The sequence below is a fragment of the Pseudomonas sp. Z4-7 genome, assembly GCF_051131965.1.
Taxonomy (GTDB): Bacteria; Pseudomonadota; Gammaproteobacteria; order Pseudomonadales; family Pseudomonadaceae; genus Aquipseudomonas.
On record NZ_CP071642.1, the window covers coordinates 2,929,141 to 2,954,345 of the forward strand.

The 25,205-nt window shown below is 63.3% G+C and carries 22 protein-coding genes; 9 read left to right on the top strand and 13 right to left on the bottom strand.

Annotated features, from left to right (window positions below; genetic code table 11):
• Positions 1 to 101: 101 nt before the first annotated feature.
• The 4 genes from J3P91_RS13320 to J3P91_RS13335 all read right to left on the bottom strand — a co-directional run bounded on the left by J3P91_RS13320 (position 102) and on the right by J3P91_RS13335 (position 8,788).
• Positions 102 to 2,759, bottom strand: a complete 2,658-nt coding sequence (locus tag J3P91_RS13320; RefSeq protein ID WP_434604762.1) for an excinuclease ABC subunit A — start codon at positions 2,757 to 2,759, stop codon at positions 102 to 104.
• Positions 2,760 to 2,971: 212 nt separating this feature from the next.
• Complete coding sequence (locus tag J3P91_RS13325; protein ID WP_434604764.1) at positions 2,972 to 4,711, bottom strand: dipeptidase; 1,740 nt, start codon at positions 4,709 to 4,711, stop codon at positions 2,972 to 2,974.
• A 399-nt stretch (positions 4,712 to 5,110) separates the two neighbouring features.
• A complete protein-coding gene (locus J3P91_RS13330) occupies positions 5,111 to 7,114 on the bottom strand; it encodes a peptidase U32 family protein (protein ID WP_434604766.1) in 2,004 nt (667 codons plus the stop codon).
• A gap of 105 nt (positions 7,115 to 7,219) precedes the next feature.
• Positions 7,220 to 8,788 carry a sensor domain-containing diguanylate cyclase gene (locus J3P91_RS13335; protein WP_434568608.1) on the bottom strand — a complete coding sequence of 523 codons (1,569 nt, stop codon included), beginning with the start codon at positions 8,786 to 8,788 and terminating at the stop codon, positions 7,220 to 7,222.
• 128 nt (positions 8,789 to 8,916) lie between these two features.
• Here J3P91_RS13335 and J3P91_RS13340 point away from each other — a divergent pair, with 128 nt between their 5' ends.
• Positions 8,917 to 9,375: a metallophosphoesterase family protein gene (locus tag J3P91_RS13340; RefSeq protein ID WP_434604767.1), complete on the top strand. Its 459-nt coding sequence runs from the start codon at positions 8,917 to 8,919 to the stop codon at positions 9,373 to 9,375.
• Between the two features lie 10 nt (positions 9,376 to 9,385).
• Here J3P91_RS13340 and J3P91_RS13345 read toward each other — a convergent pair whose 3' ends face one another.
• From J3P91_RS13345 to J3P91_RS13355, 3 genes are all read right to left on the bottom strand, one after another.
• Positions 9,386 to 10,288, bottom strand: coding sequence for a sugar phosphate isomerase/epimerase family protein (locus J3P91_RS13345; protein WP_434604769.1), 903 nt, complete (start codon positions 10,286 to 10,288; stop codon positions 9,386 to 9,388).
• Between the two features lie 129 nt (positions 10,289 to 10,417).
• Positions 10,418 to 11,587 (bottom strand): Gfo/Idh/MocA family protein, encoded by a 1,170-nt coding sequence (locus J3P91_RS13350; protein ID WP_434604771.1) that lies wholly within the window; start codon positions 11,585 to 11,587, stop codon positions 10,418 to 10,420.
• A gap of 20 nt (positions 11,588 to 11,607) precedes the next feature.
• Positions 11,608 to 12,531, bottom strand: coding sequence for a TIM barrel protein (locus J3P91_RS13355; RefSeq protein ID WP_434604773.1), 924 nt, complete (start codon positions 12,529 to 12,531; stop codon positions 11,608 to 11,610).
• A 127-nt stretch (positions 12,532 to 12,658) separates the two neighbouring features.
• Between J3P91_RS13355 and J3P91_RS13360 the strand changes: the two genes are divergently transcribed.
• The 3 genes from J3P91_RS13360 (at position 12,659) to J3P91_RS13370 (ending at position 14,685) form a co-directional block, all read left to right on the top strand.
• The gene (locus J3P91_RS13360) at positions 12,659 to 13,726 is read left to right on the top strand and encodes a LacI family DNA-binding transcriptional regulator (RefSeq protein ID WP_434604775.1); all 1,068 of its coding nucleotides are present in this window, start codon (positions 12,659 to 12,661) and stop codon (positions 13,724 to 13,726) included.
• A 90-nt stretch (positions 13,727 to 13,816) separates the two neighbouring features.
• A complete protein-coding gene (locus tag J3P91_RS13365) occupies positions 13,817 to 14,383 on the top strand; it encodes a chalcone isomerase family protein (RefSeq protein ID WP_434604777.1) in 567 nt (188 codons plus the stop codon).
• Positions 14,380 to 14,685, top strand: a complete 306-nt coding sequence (locus J3P91_RS13370) for a DUF6482 family protein (RefSeq protein ID WP_434604779.1) — start codon at positions 14,380 to 14,382, stop codon at positions 14,683 to 14,685. Before J3P91_RS13365 ends, J3P91_RS13370 begins: the two co-directional genes overlap by 4 nt.
• A 16-nt stretch (positions 14,686 to 14,701) precedes the next feature.
• Here J3P91_RS13370 and J3P91_RS13375 read toward each other — a convergent pair whose 3' ends face one another.
• From J3P91_RS13375 to J3P91_RS13400, 6 genes are read right to left on the bottom strand one after another with little or no spacing between them, the layout of a single operon-like run.
• Positions 14,702 to 15,193, bottom strand: coding sequence for a DUF2878 domain-containing protein (locus tag J3P91_RS13375; protein ID WP_434604781.1), 492 nt, complete (start codon positions 15,191 to 15,193; stop codon positions 14,702 to 14,704).
• On the bottom strand, positions 15,190 to 16,458 hold the full coding sequence (locus J3P91_RS13380; RefSeq protein ID WP_434604782.1) for a class I SAM-dependent methyltransferase: 1,269 nt from the start codon (positions 16,456 to 16,458) through the stop codon (positions 15,190 to 15,192). Before J3P91_RS13380 ends, J3P91_RS13375 begins: the two co-directional genes overlap by 4 nt.
• Positions 16,430 to 17,245: a DUF1365 domain-containing protein gene (locus J3P91_RS13385; RefSeq protein WP_434604784.1), complete on the bottom strand. Its 816-nt coding sequence runs from the start codon at positions 17,243 to 17,245 to the stop codon at positions 16,430 to 16,432. Before J3P91_RS13385 ends, J3P91_RS13380 begins: the two co-directional genes overlap by 29 nt.
• Positions 17,242 to 18,489, bottom strand: a complete 1,248-nt coding sequence (locus J3P91_RS13390) for an NAD(P)/FAD-dependent oxidoreductase (RefSeq protein ID WP_434604786.1) — start codon at positions 18,487 to 18,489, stop codon at positions 17,242 to 17,244. Before J3P91_RS13390 ends, J3P91_RS13385 begins: the two co-directional genes overlap by 4 nt.
• 3 nt (positions 18,490 to 18,492) lie before the next feature.
• Positions 18,493 to 19,248, bottom strand: a complete 756-nt coding sequence (locus J3P91_RS13395; RefSeq protein ID WP_434604788.1) for an SDR family NAD(P)-dependent oxidoreductase — start codon at positions 19,246 to 19,248, stop codon at positions 18,493 to 18,495.
• Positions 19,245 to 19,667, bottom strand: a complete 423-nt coding sequence (locus J3P91_RS13400; RefSeq protein ID WP_434604790.1) for a nuclear transport factor 2 family protein — start codon at positions 19,665 to 19,667, stop codon at positions 19,245 to 19,247. Before J3P91_RS13400 ends, J3P91_RS13395 begins: the two co-directional genes overlap by 4 nt.
• Positions 19,668 to 20,098: 431 nt before the next feature.
• Between J3P91_RS13400 and J3P91_RS13405 the strand changes: the two genes are divergently transcribed.
• Genes J3P91_RS13405 through J3P91_RS13425 form a run of 5 tightly spaced genes read left to right on the top strand, consistent with a single transcriptional unit; the run spans position 20,099 to position 25,169 of the window.
• On the top strand, positions 20,099 to 21,403 hold the full coding sequence (locus tag J3P91_RS13405) for a flavin-containing monooxygenase (RefSeq protein WP_434604792.1): 1,305 nt from the start codon (positions 20,099 to 20,101) through the stop codon (positions 21,401 to 21,403).
• Positions 21,403 to 21,813 (top strand): RidA family protein, encoded by a 411-nt coding sequence (locus tag J3P91_RS13410; protein ID WP_003201555.1) that lies wholly within the window; start codon positions 21,403 to 21,405, stop codon positions 21,811 to 21,813. Before J3P91_RS13405 ends, J3P91_RS13410 begins: the two co-directional genes overlap by 1 nt.
• Positions 21,814 to 21,823: 10 nt before the next feature.
• Positions 21,824 to 22,498 carry a DUF1028 domain-containing protein gene (locus tag J3P91_RS13415; RefSeq protein ID WP_434604794.1) on the top strand — a complete coding sequence of 225 codons (675 nt, stop codon included), beginning with the start codon at positions 21,824 to 21,826 and terminating at the stop codon, positions 22,496 to 22,498.
• On the top strand, positions 22,491 to 23,660 hold the full coding sequence (gene argE / locus J3P91_RS13420) for an acetylornithine deacetylase (RefSeq protein WP_434604796.1): 1,170 nt from the start codon (positions 22,491 to 22,493) through the stop codon (positions 23,658 to 23,660). The genes J3P91_RS13415 and argE overlap by 8 nt, the downstream gene beginning before the upstream one ends.
• A gap of 15 nt (positions 23,661 to 23,675) precedes the next feature.
• Positions 23,676 to 25,169 carry an aldehyde dehydrogenase gene (locus J3P91_RS13425; protein ID WP_434568592.1) on the top strand — a complete coding sequence of 498 codons (1,494 nt, stop codon included), beginning with the start codon at positions 23,676 to 23,678 and terminating at the stop codon, positions 25,167 to 25,169.
• The last annotated feature ends 36 nt before the right edge of the window (positions 25,170 to 25,205 follow it).

Below are 25,205 nucleotides of genomic sequence, written 5' to 3' on the forward strand. Positions count from 1 at the left end.
CAGCCGCCGCAAACCAGGCGCTGCGGTGTGTCTGGCGAAATGAAGTGATTGCCTGTGGGGCTGCTTTGCAGCCCAGCGGGAGCAAGCTCCCTCGCCACGGTTCATCGTGCGGGTTGCAGAGCTCTTTTCAGGAACGGCGCGGTACGGCTTTCGTCACAGTCCGCAACGACCTCTGGCGCACCGCACACCACCACGTTCCCGCCCTGTGTCCCGGCTCCCGGGCCGATGTCGATGACCCAGTCGCTCTGCGCCACCACGCGCATGTCGTGCTCCACCACAACCACCGTATGGCCTTCATCCACCAGGCGATTCAACTGCACCAGCAGGCGATCCACGTCCTGGGGGTGCAGACCGTTGGTAGGCTCATCCAATACATAAAGGGTCGCGCCCCGAGCCTTGCGTTGCAGCTCGGTGGCCAGCTTGATCCGCTGCGCCTCGCCGCCGGACAGCTCGGTGGCCGGTTGGCCAAGGCGCAGATAACCCAGGCCGATGTCTTGCAAGACTTGCAACGAGCGCCTGGCCGACGCTTGTTCGGCGAACACTTCCAGAGCCTGGTTCACCGTCAGTTGCAGCACTTGGGAAATGTCCAGCCCCTGCCAGGTCACGTCCAGGGTCTGCGGGTTGTAGCGGGCCCCATGACAGGTCGGGCAGGGCGCATACACGCTGGGCATGAACAACAGCTCGACGCTGACGAAGCCTTCGCCTTCACAGGTTTCACAACGACCCTTGGCGACGTTGAAGGAAAACCGTCCGGCATCGAATCCCAGCGCCTGCGCCTGTTCGGTGGCGGCGAAGAGTTTGCGTACGTGGTCGAACAGCCCCGTGTAGGTGGCGAGGTTGGAGCGCGGCGTGCGGCCGATGGGTTTCTGGTCGACCTGGACCAGTCGCTTGATTGCGTCGAGCCCGGCGGTGACGTGGCCGCCACTGGTTTGCGCCGGTTCGTCTTCCAGGCTCTGCTCCTCGGCTTCCGCGTTGGGGCTGGCCTGGCCCAGATGGGCACCGACCAGGTCCAGCAGGGCCTGGCTGACCAGGCTGGACTTGCCCGACCCGGAAATGCCGGTCACCGCCGTGAAGCAACCGAGTGGAAACGCTGCGCTCAGGTTGTCGAGGTTGTTGCGGGTGATGCCTACCAGGCGCAGCCAATCCTCGGGTTCGCGGGGGATGCGCGCGGTGGCGCGGTCTTCGCCGAACAGGTAGGCGCGGGTCCGGGACTCGGGCACTTGACCGAGGCCATCGGGTGGTCCGCTGTAGAGGACCTTGCCGCCCTGCTCACCGGCGTCCGGGCCGACGTCGATCAGCCAGTCGGCGCGACGCATGGTGTCGAGGTCGTGTTCGACCACGAACACGGAATTGCCTGCGGCCTTCAGGCGTTGCAAGGCGCCGAACAGCGCCTCGCTGTCGGCCGGGTGTAGGCCGGCGGAAGGTTCGTCCAGGACATAGATGACGCCGAACAGCTGGGAATTGAGCTGGGTGGCCAGGCGCAGGCGCTGCAATTCGCCGGAGGACAGCGTCGGCGTGCTGCGCTCCAGGGCCAGGTAGCCAAGGCCCAGGTCGATCAGCGTGACGATCCGCTCCAACAATTCGGCGGCGATGCGTTGGGCCGCCAGGCGCTTTTCCAGGGACAGGTTCGGCGTGTGGCGCGCATCCGGCCCGCCGGCGTGCGGGTTGTCGCCGCGGGCGGCGCGTTGCTCGCGGGCCTCTCGGGTCTGGCTGTGGGTGAGCACATCGCCCGGCTCTTCGGGTTGCTCCAGATAGTCGGGGGCCGCGACGGTCTTGAGCACTTCGGCCAGTTCCAGCAGCGTCAGGTTGGACAACTGCGCTATGTCCAGGCCCGCGAAGGTGACGGTCAATGCCTGACGCTTGAGGCGCTTGCCTTCGCACATCGGGCAGGGGCTGGCGCGCATGTATTGCGCCACGCGCTTGCGCATCTGCGCGCTTTGCGAATGCATGAAGGTGTGCAACAGATAGCGTCGGGCCCCGCTGAAGGTGCCTTGATAGCTGGGTTCGAGCTTGCGCTTGAGCGCTTCGCGGGTCTGGGCTGGGGTCAGCCCTGCATATACCGGGACGGTGGGGGTCTCTTCGGTAAACAGAATCCAGTCGCGCTGCTTTTTCGGCAGGTCGCGCCACGGAACGTCGACGTCATAACCCAGGGTCACCAGGATGTCGCGAAGGTTCTGGCCTTGCCAGGCCATGGGCCAGGCCGCCACGGCGCGTTCGCGGATGGTCAGCGACGGATCGGGGACCATGGACGCCTCGGTCACCTCATGGACCCGTCCCAGCCCGTGGCACTCCGGGCAGGCGCCCTGCGGGGTGTTGGGCGAGAAGTCCTCGGCGTACAGCATCGGCTGGTCCGCCGGGTAGCTGCCGGCGCGGGAGTAGAGCATGCGGATCAGGCTCGACAGCGTGGTGACGCTGCCCACCGAGGAACGTGCGCTGGGCGTGCCGCGTTGCTGTTGCAAGGCAACCGCCGGCGGCAAGCCCTCGATGCTGTCCACGTCCGGCACGCCCACCTGGTCGATCAAACGCCGCGCGTACGGCGCGACCGACTCGAAATAGCGGCGCTGGGCTTCGGCATAAACCGTGGAGAAGGCCAGCGATGACTTGCCGGAACCCGACACGCCGGTGAACACCACCAGGGCATCGCGGGGGATGTCCACGTCGACGTTCTTGAGGTTGTGTTCGCGGGCGCCACGCACCCGGACGAAACCGGTTCCCGCGGGCAAGGCAGCAACTGAAGCGGGGGCAGAGCGTGGCGGCATCGGGTATTCCTTGAGTATGTCGTGGTGCGCTTCGGGGCGTTGTGGTGTGGCGAGTGGGAGTGAGCTTGCTTGCGAAAAGCGCTGGCTCAGCTTGAACGATCAAGGAGAACCCCGTGGCGAGGGAGCTTGCTCCCGCTGGGCTGCGCAGCAGCCCCAAAAATCTTGCGGTCGCTGCGCAACCGAGCGGGAGCAAGCTCCCTCGCCACGCATCTTTAGAGCTTCGGCAACTGCCCGATCCGCCCCATCATCTCGGTCACGACCTGCAGGTCCAGCAGGAACTGCTCGACGGTCTTGAACTCGTTATCGTTGTGCCCGGTGTACTTGACGTCGGGCATGGCCAGGCCGAACTGTACGCCGTTGGGCAGATCATGAACCGAGGTGGCGCCGGCAGACGTGCCGAACTTGTGTTCCATGCCGAGATTCTCGGTGGCAACGGCGAGCAGCGCCTTGACCCATTCACCTTCGGGATTGCGGTACATCGGCTCATCGATGGAGTTTTCGAAGGCCACGGCAACCTTGGATTTCTTCGCCCAGGCCGAAAATCTGTCGTCAATTTCAGTCTTCAGCGCTTGCGTCGGCTTGCCCACGGGCACCCGCAGGTTGACCGCGAGCTTGAAGGCCTTGTCATCCATCCCGACGTAGGTCAGCGAGGCGGTCAGCGGACCCATGAACGCGTCGGAAAAACCGATGCCGAGTTTTTTCCCCAGGTAATCCAGGCCCCAGTTGTCGGCGGCATAGCGGGCGGCGTCGGTGATGTGATTGTGCTTGAGTCCAACGGTGCCGTTCAGGCCATTGATGAATATCAGCATCCTGGCGACCGGGTTGACGCCTGACTCGGGCTCGGAGGAGTGTGCCGAAACGCCGGTGAAGGTCAGCTTGACTGTGTTATCGACGACCTCGCTGGCCACTTGAAAGTCGCCGCCATTGGCCTTGGCAAAGTCCGTGCCCGCCTTGACCAGGCTGGCAGCCAGCTCGGCGGGCTTGTCCGTGGTAAAGGTTGCCACCGAAGTCGACGGGATCTGGTTGGTCGCCATGCCGCCCGTCAACGCCGTGATCTCGGCACCTTGACCCTGTGCCGCCCGGCGCGGGAAATTCGCCATGACCGTGCCATAGCCTTTCTCGGCAATCACCACCGGGTAGCTGCCGTCCAGCGCCAGGTTGTAGTTCGGGGTCGGGTTACGCTCGAAGTAATAAGGAATGGCGTCGCCGGTGGTTTCCTCGGTGGTATCGACCAGCAGCTTGAAGTCGCGCGCCAGTGGCAGTTTTTCTTCCTTGATGATCTTCATGGCGTAGAGCGCCACGACGATGCCGTTCTTGTCGTCTTCGGTGCCGCGGCCATACATGCGGTCACCCACCAAGGTGACCTTGAAGGGATCAAGCTTGGTGCCGTCCTTGAGCACCCAGTTTTCCGGCGTGACCGGCACTACATCGGCATGGGCGTGAATGCCCACTACTTCGTCACCCGAGCCTTCGAGGGATATCTCGTAGACGCGGTTGTCGATGTTGCGAAAGTTCAGGTTGAAGGACTCGGCCAGGCTCTTGATCTTGTCGGCGATCTTGAGAAATTCAGGGTTTTCATGCTGGGCAACGCCGTCCTTGCGATAGGTCGGGATTTCCACCAATTGGCGCAAGGTTTCGGTGGCGGCTTTGCCGTACTTTACCCGGGCGTAGATACCCAGCAGGCGATGAATTTCGTTCTGCTGTTCCGCCGAGAGGGTCTTGTTGCCCTGGAAGGCGCTGATGGCCGGGCCTAGGTTGGCGGTTTTTGCCACCTCGCTATTGGCGACGCTTGCGAGGAACTGGCGGAAATCGTTGACCGAGCTATCAGTGAAATTTTTGACCAGGGTCGCGCTCTGTTGCGCGGAAATGTTGGCGTAGGCCGACATCGAGAAAGACGACAGGCTGGACAGGACGAGGGTGGCGATAGCGAGACGCTTGAACGGGAAGTTCATGGTGGGAGGCATTCCTTTGCAGGGAAAAAGTGACGGTATGAAACAATCACTTACAACCTAGCATCATGAATGCGCGATAGGGGAGCCCTTTGAACAGAATCTGTCGCCCGACAAAGCGAAAACGGCGCAGAAATGAAAATCCCCTGTGGGAGCGTAACGCTGTTCACTTAAGAAAAAATGATGGACCTGTGGCGAGGGAGCTTGCTCCCGCTCGGCTGCGAAGCAGTCGTAAAGCCGGCGGGTGCGGTGTGTCTGATGCTCCGCATTTGGCAGGTTTTGGGGCCGCTTCGCGGCCCAGCGGGAGCAAGCTCCCTCGCCACGGGTTTGTGAACAGCGTTACTTGTGGGAGCGAGCCTGCTCGCGAAGAGGGACAGCACAGTCAATCGAGATCCATCTGGCTCAATGCGCTCCACGCACAATCGTCTTGAGCAAGTCTTCCGGACTGATATGACCGACCACCGGCTGCGCCGTGCTACCGGGCAACGGCAGGTCAAGGATGTGCCCCTTGATCTTGCCCACCACATGCATCTCGCAGGGTTTGCAGTCGAACTTCAGCGTCAGCACTTCATCACCATGGATCAACTGCATCGGCGCAACCTTGGTGCGTACGCCGGTGACGCCCTTGGCCTGCTTGGGGCAAAGGTTGAAGGAAAACCGCAGGCAGTGCTTGGTGATCATCACCGGGACTTCGCCGGTTTCCTCATGGGCTTCGAACGCCGCGTCGATCAGCTTGACCCCGTGGCGGTGGTAGAAGTCCCGGGCCTTCTGGTTGTAGACGTTGGCCAGGAATGACAAATGCGACTCCGGGTATACCGGCGGCGGCGTGGTCTCGGCCTTGCGTCCGCCCCGTGGGTGCGCCGCGACACGCGCTACGGTCAAAGCTTCGATGACTTCGCGGCGCAACGCCTTGAGCTGGGAGTTGGGAATGAAATAAGCCCGGGGCGCATCCAGTTTGATCGATGTTGCGTGGTATTCGGTGGTGCCCAACTGGCCGAGCAGGTCTTGCAATTGCTCCAGGGCCTGCTCCGGCTTGTTCGCCAGGCCGAAGGGACCGTCCAGGGCGACGCTGGCGCTGATGCCTTCTTCGCTGGTGGCGGTCAACTCCAGGCGTTCCTCGCTCAGACGAGCGACCCAGGCCAGGCCGACGCGACGCTCGGCGGAGGTCTTGAGCAGTGCTTGCTGCCAGTTGTGATCGAGGTTGCGGCTCAGCGCATGGTTGGGGCGCAACTGGTACAGGCCGGCCGGCATCTCGTTGGGCTCGACGCGGTAGCGGTAGCGCTGCTTGCCGTCCTCGTCGAGGAATTCACCCTTGGGTTCGGCGATGTTGGCCCGGAAGCCAACCACTTCGCGCTTGACCAGCACGTTGAGGCCGTCACCGTTGGACAGCGGATCAAAGGTCACCACTTGCAGGTCGCGCTTGCCGACTTTTTCCACCACGCCCACCGGCACGCCGGTGAACGTCGGGGAGTCGAAGGCGCCGATGTCGATCTTGCGCTCGCTGACGAAATAATCGGTGCTGCCACGGTGGAAGGTCTTGTCCGGGTCCGGCACGAAGAAATGCGCGGTGCGGCCGCTGGAGGCGCGGGCCAGGTCCGGGCGGTCTTCGAGGACATCGTCGAGGCGCTGGCGATAGTAGGCGGTGATGTTCTTCACATAGCCCATGTCCTTGTAGCGACCTTCGATCTTGAACGAGCGCACGCCCGCTTCGACCAGGGCGCGGATGTTCGCGCTCTGGTTGTTGTCCTTCATCGACAGCAGGTGTTTTTCATAGGCGACAACCCGGCCCTGGTCATCCTTGAGGGTGTAGGGCAGGCGGCAGGCCTGGGAGCAATCGCCGCGGTTGGCGCTGCGCCCGTTCTGGGCATGGGAAATGTTGCACTGGCCGGAAAACGCCACGCACAGCGCGCCGTGAATGAAGAACTCGATGGCCGCATCGGTCTCGTCGGCAATGGCGCGGATTTCCTGCAGGTTCAGCTCGCGGGCCAATACCAGCTGCGAGAAACCGGCCTGGTCGAGAAACTTTGCCCGGGCCAGGGTGCGGATGTCGGTCTGGGTGCTGGCGTGCAGCTCGATCGGTGGGATGTCCAGCTCCATCACGCCCAGGTCCTGGACGATCAGCGCATCGACGCCGGCGTCGTAGAGCTGATGGATCAACTGGCGGGCCGGCTCCAGCTCGTTGTCGTGCAGGATCGTATTGATCGTGGTGAACACCCGGGCATGGTAGCGATGGGCGAATTCCACCAGCCCGGCGATATTGCTCACCTCGTTGCAGGCGTTGTGACGCGCGCCGAAACTCGGGCCACCGATGTACACGGCATCGGCGCCATGCAGAATGGCCTCGCGGGCGATGGTTACGTCGCGGGCGGGGCTAAGCAATTCCAGATGATGTTTAGGCAAGGACATGTTTTTTTAGTCAGGCTGGTCACGGTCGAAGCGCGCATTGTAGCCGCCAGGCGCCGGATCGGCACCTGTGCAGGCCAGTGTTGGCTGAAATCAACCGATATGCGGTCAGGCCTGGGAGGCGCCGGCGCTGCACCAGCGGTTTCGCCCGGTGTTCTTCGCCAGGTACAGGAAGGCGTCGGCGGCCTTGATCAGCATCGCAGGGCTGACGTCCTCGCTGCTCGGCTGGCAGGTGGTGATGCCGGCACTGATCGTCACGATCCCCAGCGGGTGGTCACCGTGCTCAATGTTCAAGGCCCTGACGGATTCAAGGATTTGCTGCGCCACTTTGGCCGCACCTGCGCTGTCCGTGTTCGGTAGCAGCACGGTGAATTCTTCACCGCCGTAGCGGACGGCCAGGTCTCCCGGTCGCTTGATGGTCTGTCCGATCGCGCCGGCAATCGCCCGCAAGCAATCGTCGCCAGCGGCATGGCCGTACTTGTCGTTGTAGCGTTTGAAGTAATCGACGTCGAGCATGATCAGGGCCAGGGACGAGCCTTGGCGTTTGGCCAGGCGTAGCTCGTCGGCCAGGGCAATGTCCAGCCGCCGGCGATTGCCCAGCCCGGTCAGGCTGTCGGTCAACGCCATGTCACGCATGGCCTGGTGGGCGCTGCGAATCTGCGTTTCCATGGTCATGCGGTAGCGCAACTGGCTCAGGACGATGAGCCCGAAGCCGACCAGGATCGCGATCAGGAATACCAGTACCAGGCCGGTCTTGAGCAGGTCACGACGCCACGGGGCAATGATCGATTCCCGCGACAGGCCGGCTTCCACCACCAGCGGGTAGGTGGTCAGGGCCCGGTAGCCATACAGACGCTCGGTGTCGTCGACGACGGCCCTGGCTTCGGCGACGCCCTGGTTGGAAGTCGGCAGATGCTCCCGGAAGATCACGCTGTTGACGAGGCTCTTGCCGATCACCGCCGCGACGAAAGGCCGGCGGACCAGGATCGTACCGCTGCGCTTGGCCAGGACCAGCGCGCCTTTGCCGTCGATCTTGAAGTCGCCGTAGTAGTCGACGAAATAACTGACCTTGACCGTCCCGAGCATTACCCCGGCGAACGAGCCATCGGGGTTGTTCAAGCGGCGGGAGATGGGGATGATCAGGTCGTTGGTGGATCGGCTCTTGACCACATCGCCAATACGTACGCCTCGATCCTCGTGGGTGCGGTGGTACTGGAAGTAGTCGCGGTCGGCGTTGTTCGCCATTTCCGGAATCACTTCCTTGTCCGTCACCAGCCATTGGCCGTCCGGGCCGTAGATGAACAGTCCGTGCAACTGCGGCATGATCGCGGCCTGCTGCACCAGCAGCCGATGAATGCGCGGGATGTCCATGTTCTGCAGGCCGTCGCCTTCCACGCGTTCGGCGAGGGCGGCGGTGACCACGTCCACTTGTCGGATGGTGTCTTCGGCGTGTTGGGCCGTCGCCCGCGCCAGGTTCGTCACCGAATCGCGGGCAGATGCAAAAGCCGCCCGATAGTCTCGCCAGGTGCGCCAGCCTTCGACCGCGAGGAAAGCCACGATTACCACGAGCATGAAACTCACGGTCAGCCGAAATGCAGCCCCGGCCCGCACAGCTTGCGGGGAAAAGGCTTGATCGGGGCTTTCAATCCCGGGCTCCGGCCGTTTGCGTCCGAGCATTGATATATCCTTCTACACGACAGGGCTTGGCGCTTCAGCGCGCAGCCTATCCTATTCGATTTCAGCACGTTAGCTAACTGCGACGAGGCAGCTACAGCTGACGACACACCGTAGGGGAGGAAGGTTTCATGAAAGTGGGCGTGATTTCAGATACCCATGGCCTGCTGCGCCCCGAAGCAATGGCCGCGCTGCAAGGCTGCGAGCGGATTATTCATGCCGGTGATATCGGCAGCCCGGAGATCCTCGAGACGTTGGCCGCCATTGGCGAGCTGCACGTAGTGCGGGGCAACAACGACCTCGGCGCCGATTGGGCAGGGAATATCGCCGACAGCCTGCAATTCGAACTCGGCGGGTGGCAGGTGATGTTGATCCATGACATCGCCGATGTGCCGGCGCTGCTTGATGCCGATGTGAGGCTGGTGATCACCGGCCATTCGCACAAGCCCTTGATCGAATGGCGCGGCGAGCGGCTTTACCTCAACCCTGGCAGCGCCGGCCGGCGGCGGTTCAAGCTGCCGGTGACGCTGGCGTTGCTGGAGGTAAGCGAACAGGCGATCGAGCCGCGTATCGTGCCGTTGCTCGCCTGATCGGCCCGGACTACTTGAAGTACTTGTCCACGTACGCCTGGATTTCCTGGCGCATGAACCGCCCCGAGTCATCCGCGCGTTCTTCCCAGCCGAACACGCACGCTGTAACGATGCCGTCGAAGCCGGTCTTGGCCAACTCGCCGAAGAACAGGTCCCAGTCGATCTCGCCCTGGTGCATGTCCATGTGCTGGTGCACGGTCACTTTCGCCCCGGGCGGGTTGACGATGTAGCGCAGCCCCGACGAAGCCTTGTGGTTGTAGGTATCAGCGATGTGCACATGGGCGATCATCGATCCGGCTTCGGCGATCATGGCTTTCATGTCGTCGCCGAAATAGAACGTGTGCGGCGTGCAATAGAGGAACTTGACGTTGTCCGAGCCGAGGGTCTTGAGCATGTCCAGGGCCGGGTGCAGCGTCTCGCACCAGTCTTCCGGATGAGGCTCGACGTTTAATGTGACCCCCTCCGATTCCAGGATCGGCACCAATTCTTCCATGGAGCGCCACCAGGCCGCTTCGCTGGACTCATGGCTGTGTACGCCGCCGCAGCAACTGACCTTGTGCCCGCGATCCGGCGACGGTCCGCGCCCGAACTCCGAGTTCATCGTCGTGCACCCCATCTCCACGGCGACCTGGATCGCTTCCTTCCAGTAGTTCACTGCGGCCCGGCGCTCATCCTCGTGAGGGCTGGCCCAGCGGTACATCGGCAGCAGCGAAGCCAGTTGCAGATCATGGTCGCGCAAGGCTTTCTTGAATTCGGCGATGCGCTCCTTGTGGGCGCGTGGGCGGACCCACCACGGCAGGAAGTCTTCCCGGGGCGACAGTTCAAGGTATTCGAAGCCGAGCTCGGCGGTCTTGCGGCACAGGTCCGGCAGGCTCAGGTGACGGTGCATGTAGGGATCAAGGGCGATTTTCATTGTTGTTCTCCATGAGATAAAACCGGTTGCCCGTGGCGAGGGAGCTTGCTCCCGCTGGGCTGCGCAGCGGCCCTTTTTTTTGCGATTGCTGCGCAATCGAGCGGGAGCAAGCTCCCTCGCCACGGGGGGTTAATAGGCAACCCAGGCTGAATCCTGGTTGGCTGATTCCACGCAGCGTTCGACCCAGCGCACGCCGTCCACGCCGGCGTCGATGCCGGGGTAGCGCAGGGCGGCGAGCGCCTCGGCGTCGCCACGGTCGGCGGCGTCCATGGCCAGGGCGAACCGCCGATAAAGGTTCGACCAGGCCTCGAACAATCCTTCGGGATGGCCACCGCCGATACGGTCATCCAGCAGGGCATCGGGGTGCAGGTAGCCCATGCCGCGCTCCAGGGTTTGTGCGGGTTGGCCCTGGATCTCGAAGCTGAGCTGGTTGGGGCGTTCATCCCACCATTCCAGGCTCGCCCGCGAGCCGATCACGCGGATCTTCTGGCCGTGCATGGACCCGGCATTGACCGCGCTTGACCAGACCATGCCCATGGCGCCGCCTTCGTATTCCATCAAGGTGTAGGCGTTGTCTTCCAGCGGCGCGCGGCTGGCGACGAAGCTTTGCCGACTGCACATCAGGCGCTTGATCCTGAGCTCGGGCAGCATCACCTTCGCCAGGTACAGCGGATGAGTGCCGACATCCCCCAGCACATAGCTGGGCCCGGCCTGGCGCGGGTCGACGCGCCACTGGGTCGCCGGGTTCTGCGCCTCCACCGGTGCGCTGTGAAAACCGTGGGCGAACTGCATGTGCACCATGCGAATCTCACCCAGCTCCTGTGCGGCGATCAGCGCCCGGGCCTGTTCGATCAACTGGTGCCCGGCATAGCCATAGGTGAGGCCGACGATGCGTCCTCTGGATCGCGCCAGGGTTCGCAACGCTTCGGCCTCTTCCAGGGTAAAGCACAGCGGTTTCTCGCAGACCACATGCAAACCGGCTTCAAGCGCGGCGCGGGTGATGGCGTAATGCGTGCCGTTGGGTGTTGCGATCGATACCGCCTGAATGCCATCGGGCCGTTGCGCCTCAAGTTCGAACAGGCTCAGGTAGTCGGCGTAGCAGCGCGCTGGGTCGATGCCCAACTGTTCGCCAAAGGCCCGGCCACGGTCGGGGTCGATGTCCAGCGCGGCGGCAACCAGCTCGAAGTGGCGATCACGCAGGGCGGCCGAGCGGTGGATGTAGCCGATCTGGCTGTGCTCGCCGCCGCCGACCATGGCCCAGCGGATAGGCCGTGCAAGGGTTTTGCTGCCGTTGATCATGAGAGAAGTCCTTGTGCGGGTCAGAAGCCGATGTTGGCGAGATAGGCGCGACTGGCTGCCACGTCGTCCAGGCTGGCCGCGGCGTTGCGCGGGTCGCGTTCCTGTTCGACGGTGATGCAGCCGTGGTAACCCAGCTCTTGCACCAGGCTGTGCAACGCCGGGTAATCGATGACGCCACGCCCGATGGGGCACATCACGCCACGGGCGCAGGCGGCAAAAAAACGGATGTGTTCGTTCAGCACCTGATCGAAAACCGTCGGGTCGATATCCTTGAAGTGCAGGTAGTCCAGGCGATGGGCGTAGGTGCGCAGCGATGCGACCGGGTCCATCCCTGCGTAATAGAGATGACCGGTATCCAGGCACAGCCCGGCGGTTTCATGGGGAATGTCATCCACCAGGCGCGCCAGTTCATCGGCAAATTCGATATGGCCGCCAGCGTGAGGATGGATGACGGCACGGATGCCGTAGGTGTGCCAGGCGATCTCGGCGATGGCGCGAATGTGCGTCATCATTGCGCTCCAGCGGGCATCGTCCAGGCGGGGCGCGCGGTCCGAGTGGCCGGCGGCGTAGTCGCGGGCGTCGTGGCCCCAATCGATAATCACCAGGTAGGGACCGGCAAAGCGCTGGCCTGCTTGCTGCTTCATCGGCGGCAATTGTTTGAGCAGCGTGCAGATGCCATGGGTCTGGCGCAGCAGTTCGGGCAGGTTGGCCGGGCTCACCAGATCATCGAAAATCGTTCCCGCGACCACTTGCAGGCCAGTCTTGGACAAGGCTGGTTCGAGGATGCCGGCGTCCAGCGGCAGAAATCCGTAGGGCCCAAGCTCGATACCGCGATAACCGGCCTTGGCGGCCTCGTCGAGCACGCGTTGCCATGGCGGCAGGAACGGGTTGCTGACGTCGTCGACGCCCCAGCAGCAAGGCGCGGTGCAGATGTGGATCGTCATGGAGCACTCCGGCGACATTGTTTTTATTGGCTTGGCCCTGATGCTATTGGGTTGCCGGAAGGGCGGCCATGGGGGCGTGGCTTAATCTGTCAAAACCCCTCATGATGCCGGGCAGAGGTGTCAAGACATGTCAGAAAATCCACGGCGCAAACTGCGTCCCACCATGGCCGATGTCGCTCGCGAAGCCGGGGTCAGCCTGTCTACCGTCGATCGGGTGCTGAACCTGCGTGCCGATGTGCGGGCCGATACCGCCCAGCGCATCGCCACCGCCGCCGCACGACTGGGCTTCCATGCCAAGGGCGTGATCGAGCAGCGTGTGCTCAACGACCGTCCCACGTTGCGTCTGGGGTTCTTGTTGCAAAAAAGCGGCGTGCCCTTTTACCAGGGGCTGGCTCACGCGCTGTCAAACGCCGCCGCGACTTGCACCCGCGCGCGGATTCGCGTGGTCATCGGTTATCTCGACGATCTCGACCCGGTCAACGTGGCGCAACGCATCCTGGCGCTGCGCGATCAGGTGGACGGCCTGGGGGTGGTGGCAGTCGACCATCCTCGGGTACGCGAGGCCGTTGGCCAGCTGCGCGAGACGGGCATTGCGGTGGTTGCGCTGCTGTCGGAATTGTCGAGTACCGCCGGCACCGGTTATGCCGGTCTCGATAACCGCCTCACGGGCCGTACGGCGGGCTGGTTCATCAGCCGCCTCGCCAGGCAGCCCGGACCGGCGGTGGTCATGCTCAGCAGCCAGCGCTTCCAGTGCCAGGAACTCTGCGAGCTGAGCTTTCGCAGCTATCTGGTGGAGCATTCGAGCGAATGGGAACTGCTGGCCTCGCGCCTGACCCTGGAAGACGATGAGTTCGCCTATGGCAACACCCTCGACTTGCTCACGGCTGAGCCCGATCTGACGGGGCTTTATGTGGCGGGCGGCGGCATTGCCGGAGTGCTGCGGGCTTTGCGCAGCTTCCAGGCACAGCAACAGCGCCTGCCCGTCGTGGTGTGTCATGACCTCACGCCGCTCACGCGCGAAGCGTTGAAAACCGGCTTGGTCCAGGCAGTGTTGTCCCACCCGGTGGTGACGCTGGCCGAACAGGCTGTCGATGCCTTGGTCGATGCCTTGGTCGAGGCCGCAACGACCGCGCCGACAGGGCCGGTGACCAGGAGAGTGGTTCCGCTTCAGGTTGATGTGCAGGAAAGCGTTTAGCGAAGCGTCCTGCAATTTTTATACAGTATCTGTACAAGTTGTGCATTTTGTACAATTATCGGAGGCCTCTGAGAATCCGGAAATTCGTCAATGCACAGCTTTTTCGCAGCCGACAGAGGGCTGCTCGCTATCGTAAGTCTCGCCTTGGCGTTGTGCGCCAACCACGCCGCCGCGGATTGGCGGGCTGAGTTGCCCCAAGCCCGTCTGGTCGGTGAGGCGGAGTTTCGCTGGTATGGTTTTGATCTCTATCAGGCCCGGCTCTGGAGCGCGGCGCCTACTCCGAGCCTGGACACTCCTTTTGCCTTGGAACTGGTTTACCGACGCACGATCCCCCGGCACGCCCTGGTTGAAACCAGTCTCGAAGAAATCCAGCGCGTCAGCGCTACGCCCTTCGGGGCGCAGCGCCTGGACGCCTGGGCGGCGCATATGCGGCGGGCCTTTGTCGACGTCAAGCCTGGCACCCGAATCACCGGGCTGAACCTGCCTGGAAAAGGGGCACGCTTTTATGTCGATGGGCGCCTATCTCACGAGGTCAACGATCCGCTGTTTGCCCGACATTTTTTTGCCATCTGGCTTGATCCTCGTACCCGTGAACCCGAACTGCGTCAGCGTTTGCTCGGGCTTGATCCAACCCGCGCCAGGAGCAGTACGCCATGACCCTGAAGGATCTGGTTGCGCTGGCTGTGGAGGGGCGAGTCGTCGGGCTGGAGCTGCTGTCGCTGGAGGGCGGCATCTACCTGCTGCGAGCTCAGCTGGATGGACAAACACGCACATTGCTCGATGAGTCGGGGCGTACGTTGCATGTGCGCTCCACGACGCATCTGCGCGAGCTGCTGCGTGACGTTCCACGCTTGCCTTGCATGCTGGTGCAGCAGGTCGTCCATGATGAAATGTGCGGCCAGCGTGAAGAGCCGATCGCGCCGTTACGGTTGCCGATTTTCCTCGATGAGCCTTGGTAAGAACCGCCGCGCCGGATCAGCGCGGGTCGGCCAGACGCACGGCCAATGGCAGCCACATCGCCCATAACGGTGCCAGGATCAACGCGGTGCCGGTTACGCCCAGCGGCAGCGTCACGCCAGCCAGCGGAGCGCCGGCACAATAGGCGAGAGGGCCACCGAGCATGCCCGCCAGGGCGCCACGCCATACGGGTCTTCCTGCCCAGGCCAGGCTATGCCGTAAACCCGTGGCGAAGACCAGCCAGAGCAGGGCCAGCCACAAGGGCAAGGGGCTCTCGTTGAACCCGAACAGGCCCAGGGCGCCGAGGCTCCCGTCCAACAGCATCCCGCTCGCCCCGACACGCAACAGCGCCTGGCACTCGCTTTTCGGATCGGGACACAACCCAAGGTGGACGCCTAACCCGGCGACGACCGCCAGCAGCCATGCGGGCTGTTGCGCACCCAATACACAGCCCCACCAGCCCAATTGCAGCCAGAGCGCATTGCCTATCAACCAGCTGCGGCTCTTCATCCTTGCAGGTGTTCCTGCAAGGGCACCGGGCGAGCCGCTGGCGCAGCGAACAGCAGTTGCGCGACACCGATCGCACGCTCCTGGAATCCGCCTTCGCAGTAGCACAGGTAGAACTCCCACAGGCGCTGGAACGTCTCGTCATAACCCAGCTCCAGCAAGGCCTGGCGCGATTGCCGGAAGTTGTCGTGCCAGTGCCGTAGCGTGCGCGCGTAGTGCTCGCCGAAGTCCTCCAGGTGCAACAGGTTGAGCGGCGTCTGGGAGCTGGCGGTTTGCAACAACACCGACAGCGAGGGCAACGCGCCCCCTGGAAAAATGTGGCGCTGGATGAAATCCACCGAGCGGCGGGCCTGCTCGTAGCGTTGGTCACGGATGGTGATGGCTTGCAACAGCATCAACCCGTCGTCCTTGAGTAGCGCGGCGCAGCAGCGGAAGTATTCGGGCAGGTAGCGATGGCCGACCGCTTCGATCATCTCGATCGACACCAGTTTGTCGAAGCGTCCCTCCAGGTCGCGGTAGTCCTTGCGCAGCACTTCGATGCGCTGTTGCAGGCCGAGCGCCTCGACACGTTGGCACGTGTGCGCGTACTGCTCCTCGGAAAGCGTCGTGGTGGTGACCCGACAGCCATAGTGGGTGGCGGCATGGATAGCCAGGCTGCCCCAACCGGTGCCGATCTCCAACAGATGGTCACCTGGGCGCAGGTCGAGCTTGCGGCAAATGCGTTGGAGTTTGTTGATCTGCGCCTGTTCGAGGCTCTGGTCGGGATTTTCGAACATGGCCGCCGAATACATCATGGTCGGGTCGAGCAAGCGTTCGAACAGGCTGTTGCCCAGGTCGTAGTGGGCCATGATGTTGCGCCGCGAGCCTTTGCGACTGTTGCGGTTGAGCCAGTGCAACCCGCGCAGCAACGGCCGCCCCAGGCGAGCGAGGCCGCTGTCCATCGCGTCGAGCACGCTGAGATTGGCGACGAACAGGCGAGTGACGGCAGTCAAGTCATTGCTGCGCCAGTAACCCTGAATGTAAGCCTCGGCGGCACCGATCGAACCGTTGCCAGCGACCATGCCCCAAACGGCGTTGTCGAGTATCTCGATGTCGGCCACCAATGGGCTGGTCGCGTCGCCGAAGCTCAGGGGCTCGCCCTCCAGCATCAGGCGCAGGTGGCCATGACGCAAACGGCGCAGTTGCGCGAGTACGGCCTGTTTGAACAGACCGCCGCTCAATGGGCAGGTACCGCCGGCCTTAGTGACGCTCAGGGTGGGTTCGGACATCGTCAGGATCCTCATGGACAGGTTCGCCGACACTCAGGTCGCCATGGCTGGCCTGGTGGTCGTGCAGGGGCGTGCGTTTGAAAAGCAGGCGCAGCGCCTGCCAGTAAATGGCGCTAACGGTGCGCAGGCTCATCCACGGGAAGGCCAGGAAATAACGACGCAATGCCGGCGCGTCCAGGGGCGCACGTTGCAAGGCAAGGTCGGCCTCGAACACCTTGTTGCCGGCACGCCAGTTCTCCATGCGTACAAGGATGCAGGTGTCCTGGATCAAAAAGCGCATGCGGTAATCCATGTCCCGTGGCAGGAAGGGTGAAACATGGAACGCCTTGGCGACCTGGAACGCATGGGCCTCGCCAGGGCTTGCCGGCAACACATAATGGTGGCGCTCGCGCCAGGGGGTGTTGCGCACTTCGCAGAGAATTGCCGCCAGGCGCCCGTCGGCTTCGTGGCAGAAATAGAAGCTCACCGGGTTGAACGACAGGCCCCAGCTGCGCGGTTGGGTCAGCAGGTGGATCGCGCCTTTGGGAGCCGATCCCAGAGCCTGCTCGATGATCGTCCGCACCGCTTGGATCAGCGGAATACCTTCACGGGTCAGGGCCGGCAGGTAATCACGTTCACGCCAGCACAATGGGGCCATGCGCCACGGGCGCAGCAAGCGCGACAGGCCGAGCACCTGTTCCTGCTCGGCGAGGTCCAGGTAAAGCATGCCGATCGGGTAGCGGAACGCGTGCACCCGTGGCGTCTGGCGCCGGTGGCCGATCCAGCCGTGACACAGACTGCTGTTCAAAGGGTTTCTCCGAAATGCCGCGCCACGGCAAGCGCGCTGACCACGCCATCCTCATGAAAACCGTTGGCCCAGTAGGCACCGCAGAAATAGCTGTGCTGGCGTCCTTGCAGATCGCCCTGGCGTGCCTGTGCGGCCACGCCGGCGAGGCTGTATTGGGGATGGGCGTAGTCGAAGCGCGCGAGTACCTGGGCCGGGTCCACCGACTCGCTTTGGTTGAGGCTCACGCAAAACGTCACGGGGGCATCCAGGCCCTGGAGGATGTTCATGTTGTAGGTCAGCGCGGCCGGCGCCTCGGGCGGGCCGCCAAGCCGATAGTTCCAGCTCGCCCAGGCATTTCGGCGCTGCGGCAACAGGCGGGTATCGGTATGCAGCAGCACCTCGTTGCGGGCGTAGGCCAGCGCACCGAGCACCTCGGCTTCAGCGACGCTGGCTGTTTCCAGCAAAGCCAGGGCCTGGTCGCTGTGGCAGGCGAATACCACCTTGTCGAACCGTTCGATACCACGACGGCTGTGCACGGTGACCCCATCGGCGTCGCGGCTTACCCGGCGCACCGGGCAATCGAGGTGGATATGCTCGCGAAAACCCGCGCACAACGGCTCGATATAGCCGCGCGAGCCGCCTTCGATCACCCGCCATTGCGGACGCTGATCAACCGACAGCAGGCCGTGGTTGTGACAGAAACGCAGGAAAAACTGCAGCGGGAATTCCATCATCCCAGCCGGTGACATCGACCAGATCGCCGATCCCATGGGTAGGATGTATTGCTCGATGAAACGTCCGCCGTAACCTTGCGCGTGCAGGTAATCTCCCAGCCGGGTCGAGGCATCGATGCGCTGCGCCAGCAGGTCTGCGGTCGCCTGCCGGTTGAACCTGAGGATATCCAGGAGCATGCCCCAGAACCCCGGCGACAGCAGGTTGCGTCGTTGGGCAAACAGGCTGCCCAGGGTGTGGCCCTTGTATTCCAGGCCGCTGGCCGGGTCATGCACCGAAAAGCTCATCTCCGTCGGGCGCGAAGCCACGCCCAACTGGTCCATCAGGCGAATGAAGTTGCGGTAGGTCCAGTCGTTGTACACGATGAAGCCGGTGTCTACGCCATAGCGCTGGCCCGCCCATTCGACATCCACCGTATGGGTATGCCCGCCGATCCGGTTGTCGGCTTCGAACAGGCTGACCTGATGCTGGCGAGACAATAGATAGGCGCAGGTGAGGCCCGAGATACCGCTGCCGATAATTGCGATGCGCATGCTTCAAGCCTCCCCGGATTTGCGCGCCAGGCGCCGGCCGAGCGCCAGCCGCCAGCGTGCGGGCAGATGCCCGAGCAGACGCATGACCACGATGAACAACCCCGGAAACGCGATTTCCAGTGGGCGGGCAGGCAGTCGCCGTGCGATGTGCCGGGCCGCGCGTTCGGCCGGCCAGCACATGGGCATCGCGAAGTCATTGCGCTGGGTCAGCGGCGTATCAACGAATCCGGGGCTCACCAGCGTGACGTCGATGCCCTCGTCGGCCAGGTCGATGCGCAACGATTCAAACAGGTAGCGCAACGCGGCCTTGGATGCGCCGTAGGCACCGGCGCGCGGCAGGGCCAGCCAGGTCACTGCGCTGCACACCGCGACCAGATGCGGGTTCTGGCCTCGACGCAACAAGGGCAGGGCGACGTCCAGGCAGTGGCAGGTGCCGAGCAGGTTGGTATTGAGCACCCGTTCCACCAGGCGCGCGTCGAAGTGTCCCGGCTCCAGGTATTCGCACGTGCCGGCGTTGAGAATCACCTGATCGAGGGCGCCCCATTCCCGGTCGATGTGCTGGATGATCGCGACTACCTGATCCCGGTCGGTCAAGTCGCCCGGGAGCACCAGGACCTGATCCTGATAGCGGTCGGCCAATGCTTGCAGCGGGCCGGCTTGCCGCGCGCTCAACGCCAGGCGATGACCTTGTTCAAGCAACACCTTCGCCAGTTCGGCACCGATGCCGCTGCTGGCGCCGGTCAGCCAGATGCGGCTCATGCCAGCCTCCGCTTGAGCCAGCGAATGAGCGGCCCGAACACGGGCAAGTGCTCGTAGAGCAGGGCGCCGGCATCAAAGAAGTCCCGGTGCGAATAGACCCGATCATTCCAGCGCAGGTAGCTGCAGCCGGGCAATTCAACCGGCGCGCCGGCGTTCAAGCGTGGGTGCCGAAAGCGCAGGGTCCAGCGCAGGTAACCTTCGCCGGGAGCGGTTTCGTCATATCCATGGAAGTCGTAGTGCAGGTCGCTGACATTGGCGTAGAGCTGGGCGAAATATTCGCGCAGGGCAGGCAGGCCTTCGATCCGGTGCAACGGATCCTGGAACAGCACGTCGGCGCTGTAGAGCCTGTCGAGCTGGTCCAGGCGACTGGCGTCCAATGCGGCGAAGGCGTGGGCGAAACCCTTGAGAAATGCAGACATGTCAGGCTCCGAAAGTTGTACATAATGTTGTTCGTGTACAAGTTTTTCGGAGCGTACTGCATGGATTGTACGAGTTAAAGCATTTTGTATAAGTATTTTGCGATTTTGTACAATTTGCTCAGGCGTGGCTGGATACCTAGCCGTTCAACGCCAACACGAGAAACCGAGCTCAAGGCGTTTGCGGCTCGACCGGTCTGAATGCACCGTTAAAGCGCTTTTATCTGCCCGTTTTTTTGCCCGCGCCGCCCTTGCTTGGCGCAGTTTTTTGCCTGCCAGTTTTTTCCTTCCCAGCCGCAATAAAAAGCCTCGTTTCGCAAATCCCCACCTGCCAACACAATCGCCTCGACAGCTCGTTTCGAACAACAAGAAACCAGAACCCGAGGCGGCGCCATGCCGACCTGAACCAGACCCTCTGCCGGAAGTGCCCAGACATGCCCGTTGAAACCCTACTTATCGATACGCTTGTAATAGGCGCCGGCCAGGCCGGTGTCGCCATGAGTGAACATTTGAGCCGCCAGGGCGTGCCGCATCTGGTGGTGGAGCGCAACCGCATTGCCGAAGCCTGGCGCACGGCGCGCTGGGATTCGCTGGTTGCCAATGGCCCGGCCTGGCATGACCGCTTTCCAGGACTGGAATTCGAAGGGCTCGATCCGGACGCCTTTGCTTCCAAGGACCAGGTGGCCGAGTACTTCGAAGCCTATGCGCGCAAATTCGACGCACCGATCCGCACCGGCGTGGAGGTGCGCAGCGTCGAGCGCAATGCCGGTCGCCCGGGCTTCGCCATTGAAACGTCGGACGGCCGGATCGAGGCTACCAACGTGGTGGTCGCCACCGGGCCATTTCAGCGGCCCGTCATCCCGCCCATCGCGCCTGACATGGCCACGGTGACGCAGATCCATTCGGCGCAATATCGCAACCCCGCGCAGTTGGCCGAAGGCGCTGTGCTGGTGGTCGGCGCCGGGTCGTCGGGGGTGCAGATCGCCGATGAATTGCAGCGCGCCGGCAAGCGGGTCTACCTCTCGGTGGGCGCCCATGATCGTCCGCCGCGGGCCTATCGCAACCGCGATTTCTGCTGGTGGCTGGGGGTGCTGGGCGAGTGGGACGCCGAAGCGGTCAAGCCGGGCAAGGAGCACGTGACCATCGCCGTGAGTGGCGCGCGGGGCGGGCAAACCGTGGATTTCCGGCGGCTGGCCCATGAGGGCATCACGCTGGTGGGACTCACCCGCGCGTTCAACGGCAGCACGGTGAGTTTTGAACCCAACCTCAATGAAAACATTGCCCGTGGCGATGAAAACTACCTGGCACTGCTTGACGCCGCCGATGCCTACATCGCGCGCAACGGCCTGGACCTGCCGCCCGAGCCCGAGGCACGTCGGTTGTTGCCCGACCCCGAATGCATGACCCAGCCGATCCTGGAACTGGATCTGATCGAGGCGGGCATCAGCACCATCATCTGGGCCACCGGGTATTCGGTGGATTACAGCTGGCTGAAAGTCGATGCGTTCAAAGCCGACGGCAAGCCACGGCATCAGCGCGGGGTCTGCAGCGAGCCGGGCCTCTATTTTGTCGGCCTGCCATGGCTGTCGCGGCGGGGCTCGGCGTTTATCTGGGGCGTATGGCACGACGCCCGGCACATCAGCGACCACATCATCAAGCAGCGCACGTATCTCGATTACCGGGATGCCTCCCAGCGCCAGTCGCAACCTTCGAAAACCAGCCTCATGGGAGTCCGTTGATGCCTACTCATACTCGCATCCGCATGTTCAACACCAAAGACACCTATCCGAACCAGACGCTGGACAACGACCTGTGCCAAGCGGTTCGCGCCGGCAATACCGTGTACGTGCGCGGTCAGGTCGGCACCGACTTCAACGGCCAACTGGTGGGCCTCGGCGACCCACGGGCCCAGGCCGAACAGGCCATGCGCAACGTCAAGCAACTGCTGGAGGAAGCCGGCAGCGACCTGAGCCATATCGTCAAGACCACCACCTACCTGATCGACCCGCGCTACCGCGAGCCGGTGTACCAGGAGGTCGGCAAATGGCTCAAGGGCGTGTTCCCGATTTCCACCGGGCTGGTGGTCAGCGCCCTCGGCCAGCCGCAGTGGCTGATGGAAATCGACGTGATTGCGGTCATTCCCGAATGAGGAGCACGACATGACGTTTTCCATCGTTGGGCGCTGCGCCGAGACCGGCCAGCTGGGCATCGCCATCAGCTCATCGAGCATCGCCGTCGGCGCCCGTTGCCCCTGGCTGCGGGCCGGTGCCGGTGCCGTGTCGAGCCAGAACATCACTTTGCCGGCCCTGGGGCCGCTGATTCTTGATGAACTGGCCGCCGGCCAGACGGCGCAAGAGGCGCTGGATCATGCCTTGGCGCGTAACGGCTATAGCGAATATCGCCAGGTCGCGGTGGTGGATGCCCAGGGACGTACGGCGGTCTTCAGCGGTCGCCACGCGTTGGGTATTCACGGCGCCCAGCCAGGTGAGCAGTGTGTGGCGGCCGGCAATCTGCTGGCGAGCGACGGGGTCATCGCGGCCATGGTCGCGGCGTTCGAGCAGGGCGAGGGCAGTCTCGCGTCACGCCTGCTTGGGGCGTTGCAGGCTGGGCAGGCCGCAGGTGGAGAGGCCGGTGCGGTGCATTCGGCAGCGCTGTCGGTGGTGGATGACCTGACCTGGCCCATCGTCGATCTGCGGGTGGACTGGGCCGACGAAAATCCCATCGGCGAACTGGAAAAACTCTGGCTCGCCTATCAACCGCAACTGCAGGACTACCTGACCCGCGCGCTCAACCCGACCCTGGCACCAAGCTACGGGGTGCCGGGCGATGAGTGAGTTGCGCAGTCGCGCATTGCTCGCCGAGCTGGTGGGCTTTGCCACGGTCAGTCGTGATTCGAACCTGGCGCTGATCGAGTTCGTGGGCAATTACCTGCAAGGCCTGGGGGTAAGCAGCGAGCTGATCTACAACGCCGAGCGCACCAAGGCCAACCTGTTGGCGAGCATCGGCCCGTCGGTGCCTGGCGGTGTGGTGTTGTCCGGGCATACCGACGTGGTGCCGGTGGACGGCCAGGCCTGGACGGTTGATCCGTTCTGCCTGAGCGAGATGGACGGCAAGCTGTTCGGGCGCGGTACGGCGGACATGAAAGGCTACCTGGCCTCGATGCTGGCGGCGGTGCCGACATTCCTGTCCAGCCCGCTCAGACGCCCGCTGCACCTGGCGTTTTCCTATGACGAAGAAGTTGGGTGCCTGGGCGTGCGCAGTCTGCTGGAGGTGCTGCCGCAACGCATCCCGCAACCGGCCTTGTGCCTGATCGGTGAGCCCACCGAGCTGCAACCGGTGCTCGGTCATAAAGGCAAATTGGCGATGCGTTGCCACGTCCGAGGCGCACCGTGTCACTCGGCCTACGCGCCTTATGGGGTCAACGCCATCGAGCAGGCGGCGCGCCTGATCGGTCGGCTGGGAGAGATCGGCGCAGAGCTGGCCGAACCGTCGCGACACGATGGGCGCTTTGATCCGGCTTACTCGACCGTGCAGGTCGGCGTGATCCAGGGCGGGACCGCATTGAACATCGTTCCGGCCGACTGCCGCTTCGATTTCGAGGTGCGCGCCTTGCCGGATTTTGCCCCGCAGGGGGTGGTCGAGAAATTGCAGGATTACGCCGAACAGGCGCTGCTGCCGAGGATGCGCGCGGTTAGCGCCGACACCGCGATTCGTTTCGAACACCTGTCCGCCTACCCGGGCCTGGCGACTGCGCCGGACAGCGAAGCCGCGCGTCTCATAGCCCGGCTGTGCGGCAGCGAGGCCTTCGGCACCGTGGCGTTCGGCACCGAAGGTGGGCTGTTTGATCAGGCCGGTATCCCGACGGTGGTTTGCGGGCCCGGCAGCATGGACCAGGGGCACAAGCCCGACGAATACGTGAGCGTTGAGCAAATGGCTGCCTGCGACCGGTTGATGGACCGCCTGGCGATTTACCTCAGCGAACCCAATGACGTTTGATCCAAGGAATTACCCGTGAACGAATTTAATGACTGGAAGGCTCGGGCCGCCCAACTGCGTCTGCGTGACAAGGCGCTGATTGACGGCGTACCGCACGAAGCTATCGGCGGTGGACGGTTCGAGGTGATCAACCCGGCCAATGGCGCGCTGCTGGCGACGGTCGCCGCCTGCGCCGAGGCGGACGTCGACCTTGCGGTACTCAGTGCACGCAAGGCATTCGAGCAAGGCCCTTGGACGCGCATGGCGCCGAGCGAGCGCAAAGCGGTGCTTCTGCGTCTATCGCAACTGATGCTCGCCCATCGCGAGGAATTGGCGCTGCTCGACTCCGTCAGCATGGGCAAGCCGGTGATGGACGCGTGGAATATCGACGTGCCTGGCGCCGCCCATGTGTTCGCCTGGTATGGCGAAAGCCTCGACAAACTCTACGATCAGGTGGCTCCCTCGGCGTCGAATGTCCTGGCCACCATTACCCGCGTACCGCTTGGCGTGATCGCGGCGGTAGTGCCATGGAATTTTCCGTTGGACATGGCCGCCTGGAAGCTTGCGCCGGCTCTGGCAGCGGGCAATAGCGTGGTGCTCAAGCCCGCCGAGCAGTCACCTTTTTCGGCCTTGCGCCTGGCTGAACTGGCCCTTGAAGCGGGAGTGCCGCCGGGGGTTCTCAACGTCTTGCCGGGCCTGGGCGAGCAGGCGGGAAGGGCACTCGGCTTGCATCCGGACGTGGATTCGCTGGTGTTCACCGGCTCCACGGAGGTCGGCAAGTGCTTCATGCAGTACTCGGCGCAATCGAACCTCAAGCAAGTCTGGCTGGAGTGTGGTGGCAAGAGCCCGAACCTGGTGTTCGCCGATTGCCAGGACCTGGATCTGGCCGCGCAAAAAGCCGCGTTTGGCATCTTTTTCAACCAGGGCGAAGTCTGTTCGGCCAATTCGCGGCTGCTGGTGGAACGGTCGATTCACGACGAATTCGTCGAGCGCCTGATCGATCAGGCGCGGCAGTGGCACCCCGGCAACCCCCTCGATCCCGCGAGCCGCGCCGGGGCCATCGTAGATACGCGCCAGACCGCGCGAATCATGCAATACATCCAGCAGGCCCAGGCTGATGGGGCAAAGCTGGTTTGCGGCGGACGCCAGTTGAGTATCGACGGCTCGCGCAATTTCATTGAGCCGACAATTTTTACCCACGTGCAACCCGCCATGCAGCTGGCCCGGGAGGAAGTGTTCGGGCCGGTGCTGGCGATCAGCGTATTCGATGACGAAGAGCAGGCCATCGCCCTGGCCAACCAACATATCTATGGGCTGGCAGCCTCGGTGTGGACCGACGATCTGAACCGCGCCCATCGCGTAGCGCGACGCTTGAACGCCGGCACTGTTTCGGTGAACACGGTGGATGCGCTGGACGTCAGCGTGCCCTTTGGCGGCGGCAAACAGTCGGGCTTTGGCCGTGATCTGTCGTTGCATGCTTTCGACAAGTACACGCAACTCAAGACCACCTGGATCCAGTTGCGCGATTGACCGCACCCAGGTCTCCAGCGCAATCGATTTGTTCTT

Bases quoted from the DNA above. Each gene is read 5' to 3' on its own strand.
- J3P91_RS13320 (WP_434604762.1), bottom strand. From the start codon at position 2,759: ATGCCGCCACGCTCTGCCCCCGCTTCAGTTGCTGCCTTGCCCGCGGGA.
- J3P91_RS13325 (WP_434604764.1), bottom strand. From the start codon at position 4,711: ATGAACTTCCCGTTCAAGCGTCTCGCTATCGCCACCCTCGTCCTGTCC.
- J3P91_RS13330 (WP_434604766.1), bottom strand. From the start codon at position 7,114: ATGTCCTTGCCTAAACATCATCTGGAATTGCTTAGCCCCGCCCGCGAC.
- J3P91_RS13335 (WP_434568608.1), bottom strand. From the start codon at position 8,788: ATGCTCGGACGCAAACGGCCGGAGCCCGGGATTGAAAGCCCCGATCAA.
- J3P91_RS13340 (WP_434604767.1), top strand. From the start codon at position 8,917: ATGAAAGTGGGCGTGATTTCAGATACCCATGGCCTGCTGCGCCCCGAA.
- J3P91_RS13345 (WP_434604769.1), bottom strand. From the start codon at position 10,288: ATGAAAATCGCCCTTGATCCCTACATGCACCGTCACCTGAGCCTGCCG.
- J3P91_RS13350 (WP_434604771.1), bottom strand. From the start codon at position 11,587: ATGATCAACGGCAGCAAAACCCTTGCACGGCCTATCCGCTGGGCCATG.
- J3P91_RS13355 (WP_434604773.1), bottom strand. From the start codon at position 12,531: ATGACGATCCACATCTGCACCGCGCCTTGCTGCTGGGGCGTCGACGAC.
- J3P91_RS13360 (WP_434604775.1), top strand. From the start codon at position 12,659: ATGTCAGAAAATCCACGGCGCAAACTGCGTCCCACCATGGCCGATGTC.
- J3P91_RS13365 (WP_434604777.1), top strand. From the start codon at position 13,817: ATGCACAGCTTTTTCGCAGCCGACAGAGGGCTGCTCGCTATCGTAAGT.
- J3P91_RS13370 (WP_434604779.1), top strand. From the start codon at position 14,380: ATGACCCTGAAGGATCTGGTTGCGCTGGCTGTGGAGGGGCGAGTCGTC.
- J3P91_RS13375 (WP_434604781.1), bottom strand. From the start codon at position 15,193: ATGAAGAGCCGCAGCTGGTTGATAGGCAATGCGCTCTGGCTGCAATTG.
- J3P91_RS13380 (WP_434604782.1), bottom strand. From the start codon at position 16,458: ATGTCCGAACCCACCCTGAGCGTCACTAAGGCCGGCGGTACCTGCCCA.
- J3P91_RS13390 (WP_434604786.1), bottom strand. From the start codon at position 18,489: ATGCGCATCGCAATTATCGGCAGCGGTATCTCGGGCCTCACCTGCGCC.
- J3P91_RS13395 (WP_434604788.1), bottom strand. From the start codon at position 19,248: ATGAGCCGCATCTGGCTGACCGGCGCCAGCAGCGGCATCGGTGCCGAA.
- J3P91_RS13400 (WP_434604790.1), bottom strand. From the start codon at position 19,667: ATGTCTGCATTTCTCAAGGGTTTCGCCCACGCCTTCGCCGCATTGGAC.
- J3P91_RS13405 (WP_434604792.1), top strand. From the start codon at position 20,099: ATGCCCGTTGAAACCCTACTTATCGATACGCTTGTAATAGGCGCCGGC.
- J3P91_RS13410 (WP_003201555.1), top strand. From the start codon at position 21,403: ATGCCTACTCATACTCGCATCCGCATGTTCAACACCAAAGACACCTAT.
- J3P91_RS13415 (WP_434604794.1), top strand. From the start codon at position 21,824: ATGACGTTTTCCATCGTTGGGCGCTGCGCCGAGACCGGCCAGCTGGGC.
- argE (WP_434604796.1), top strand. From the start codon at position 22,491: ATGAGTGAGTTGCGCAGTCGCGCATTGCTCGCCGAGCTGGTGGGCTTT.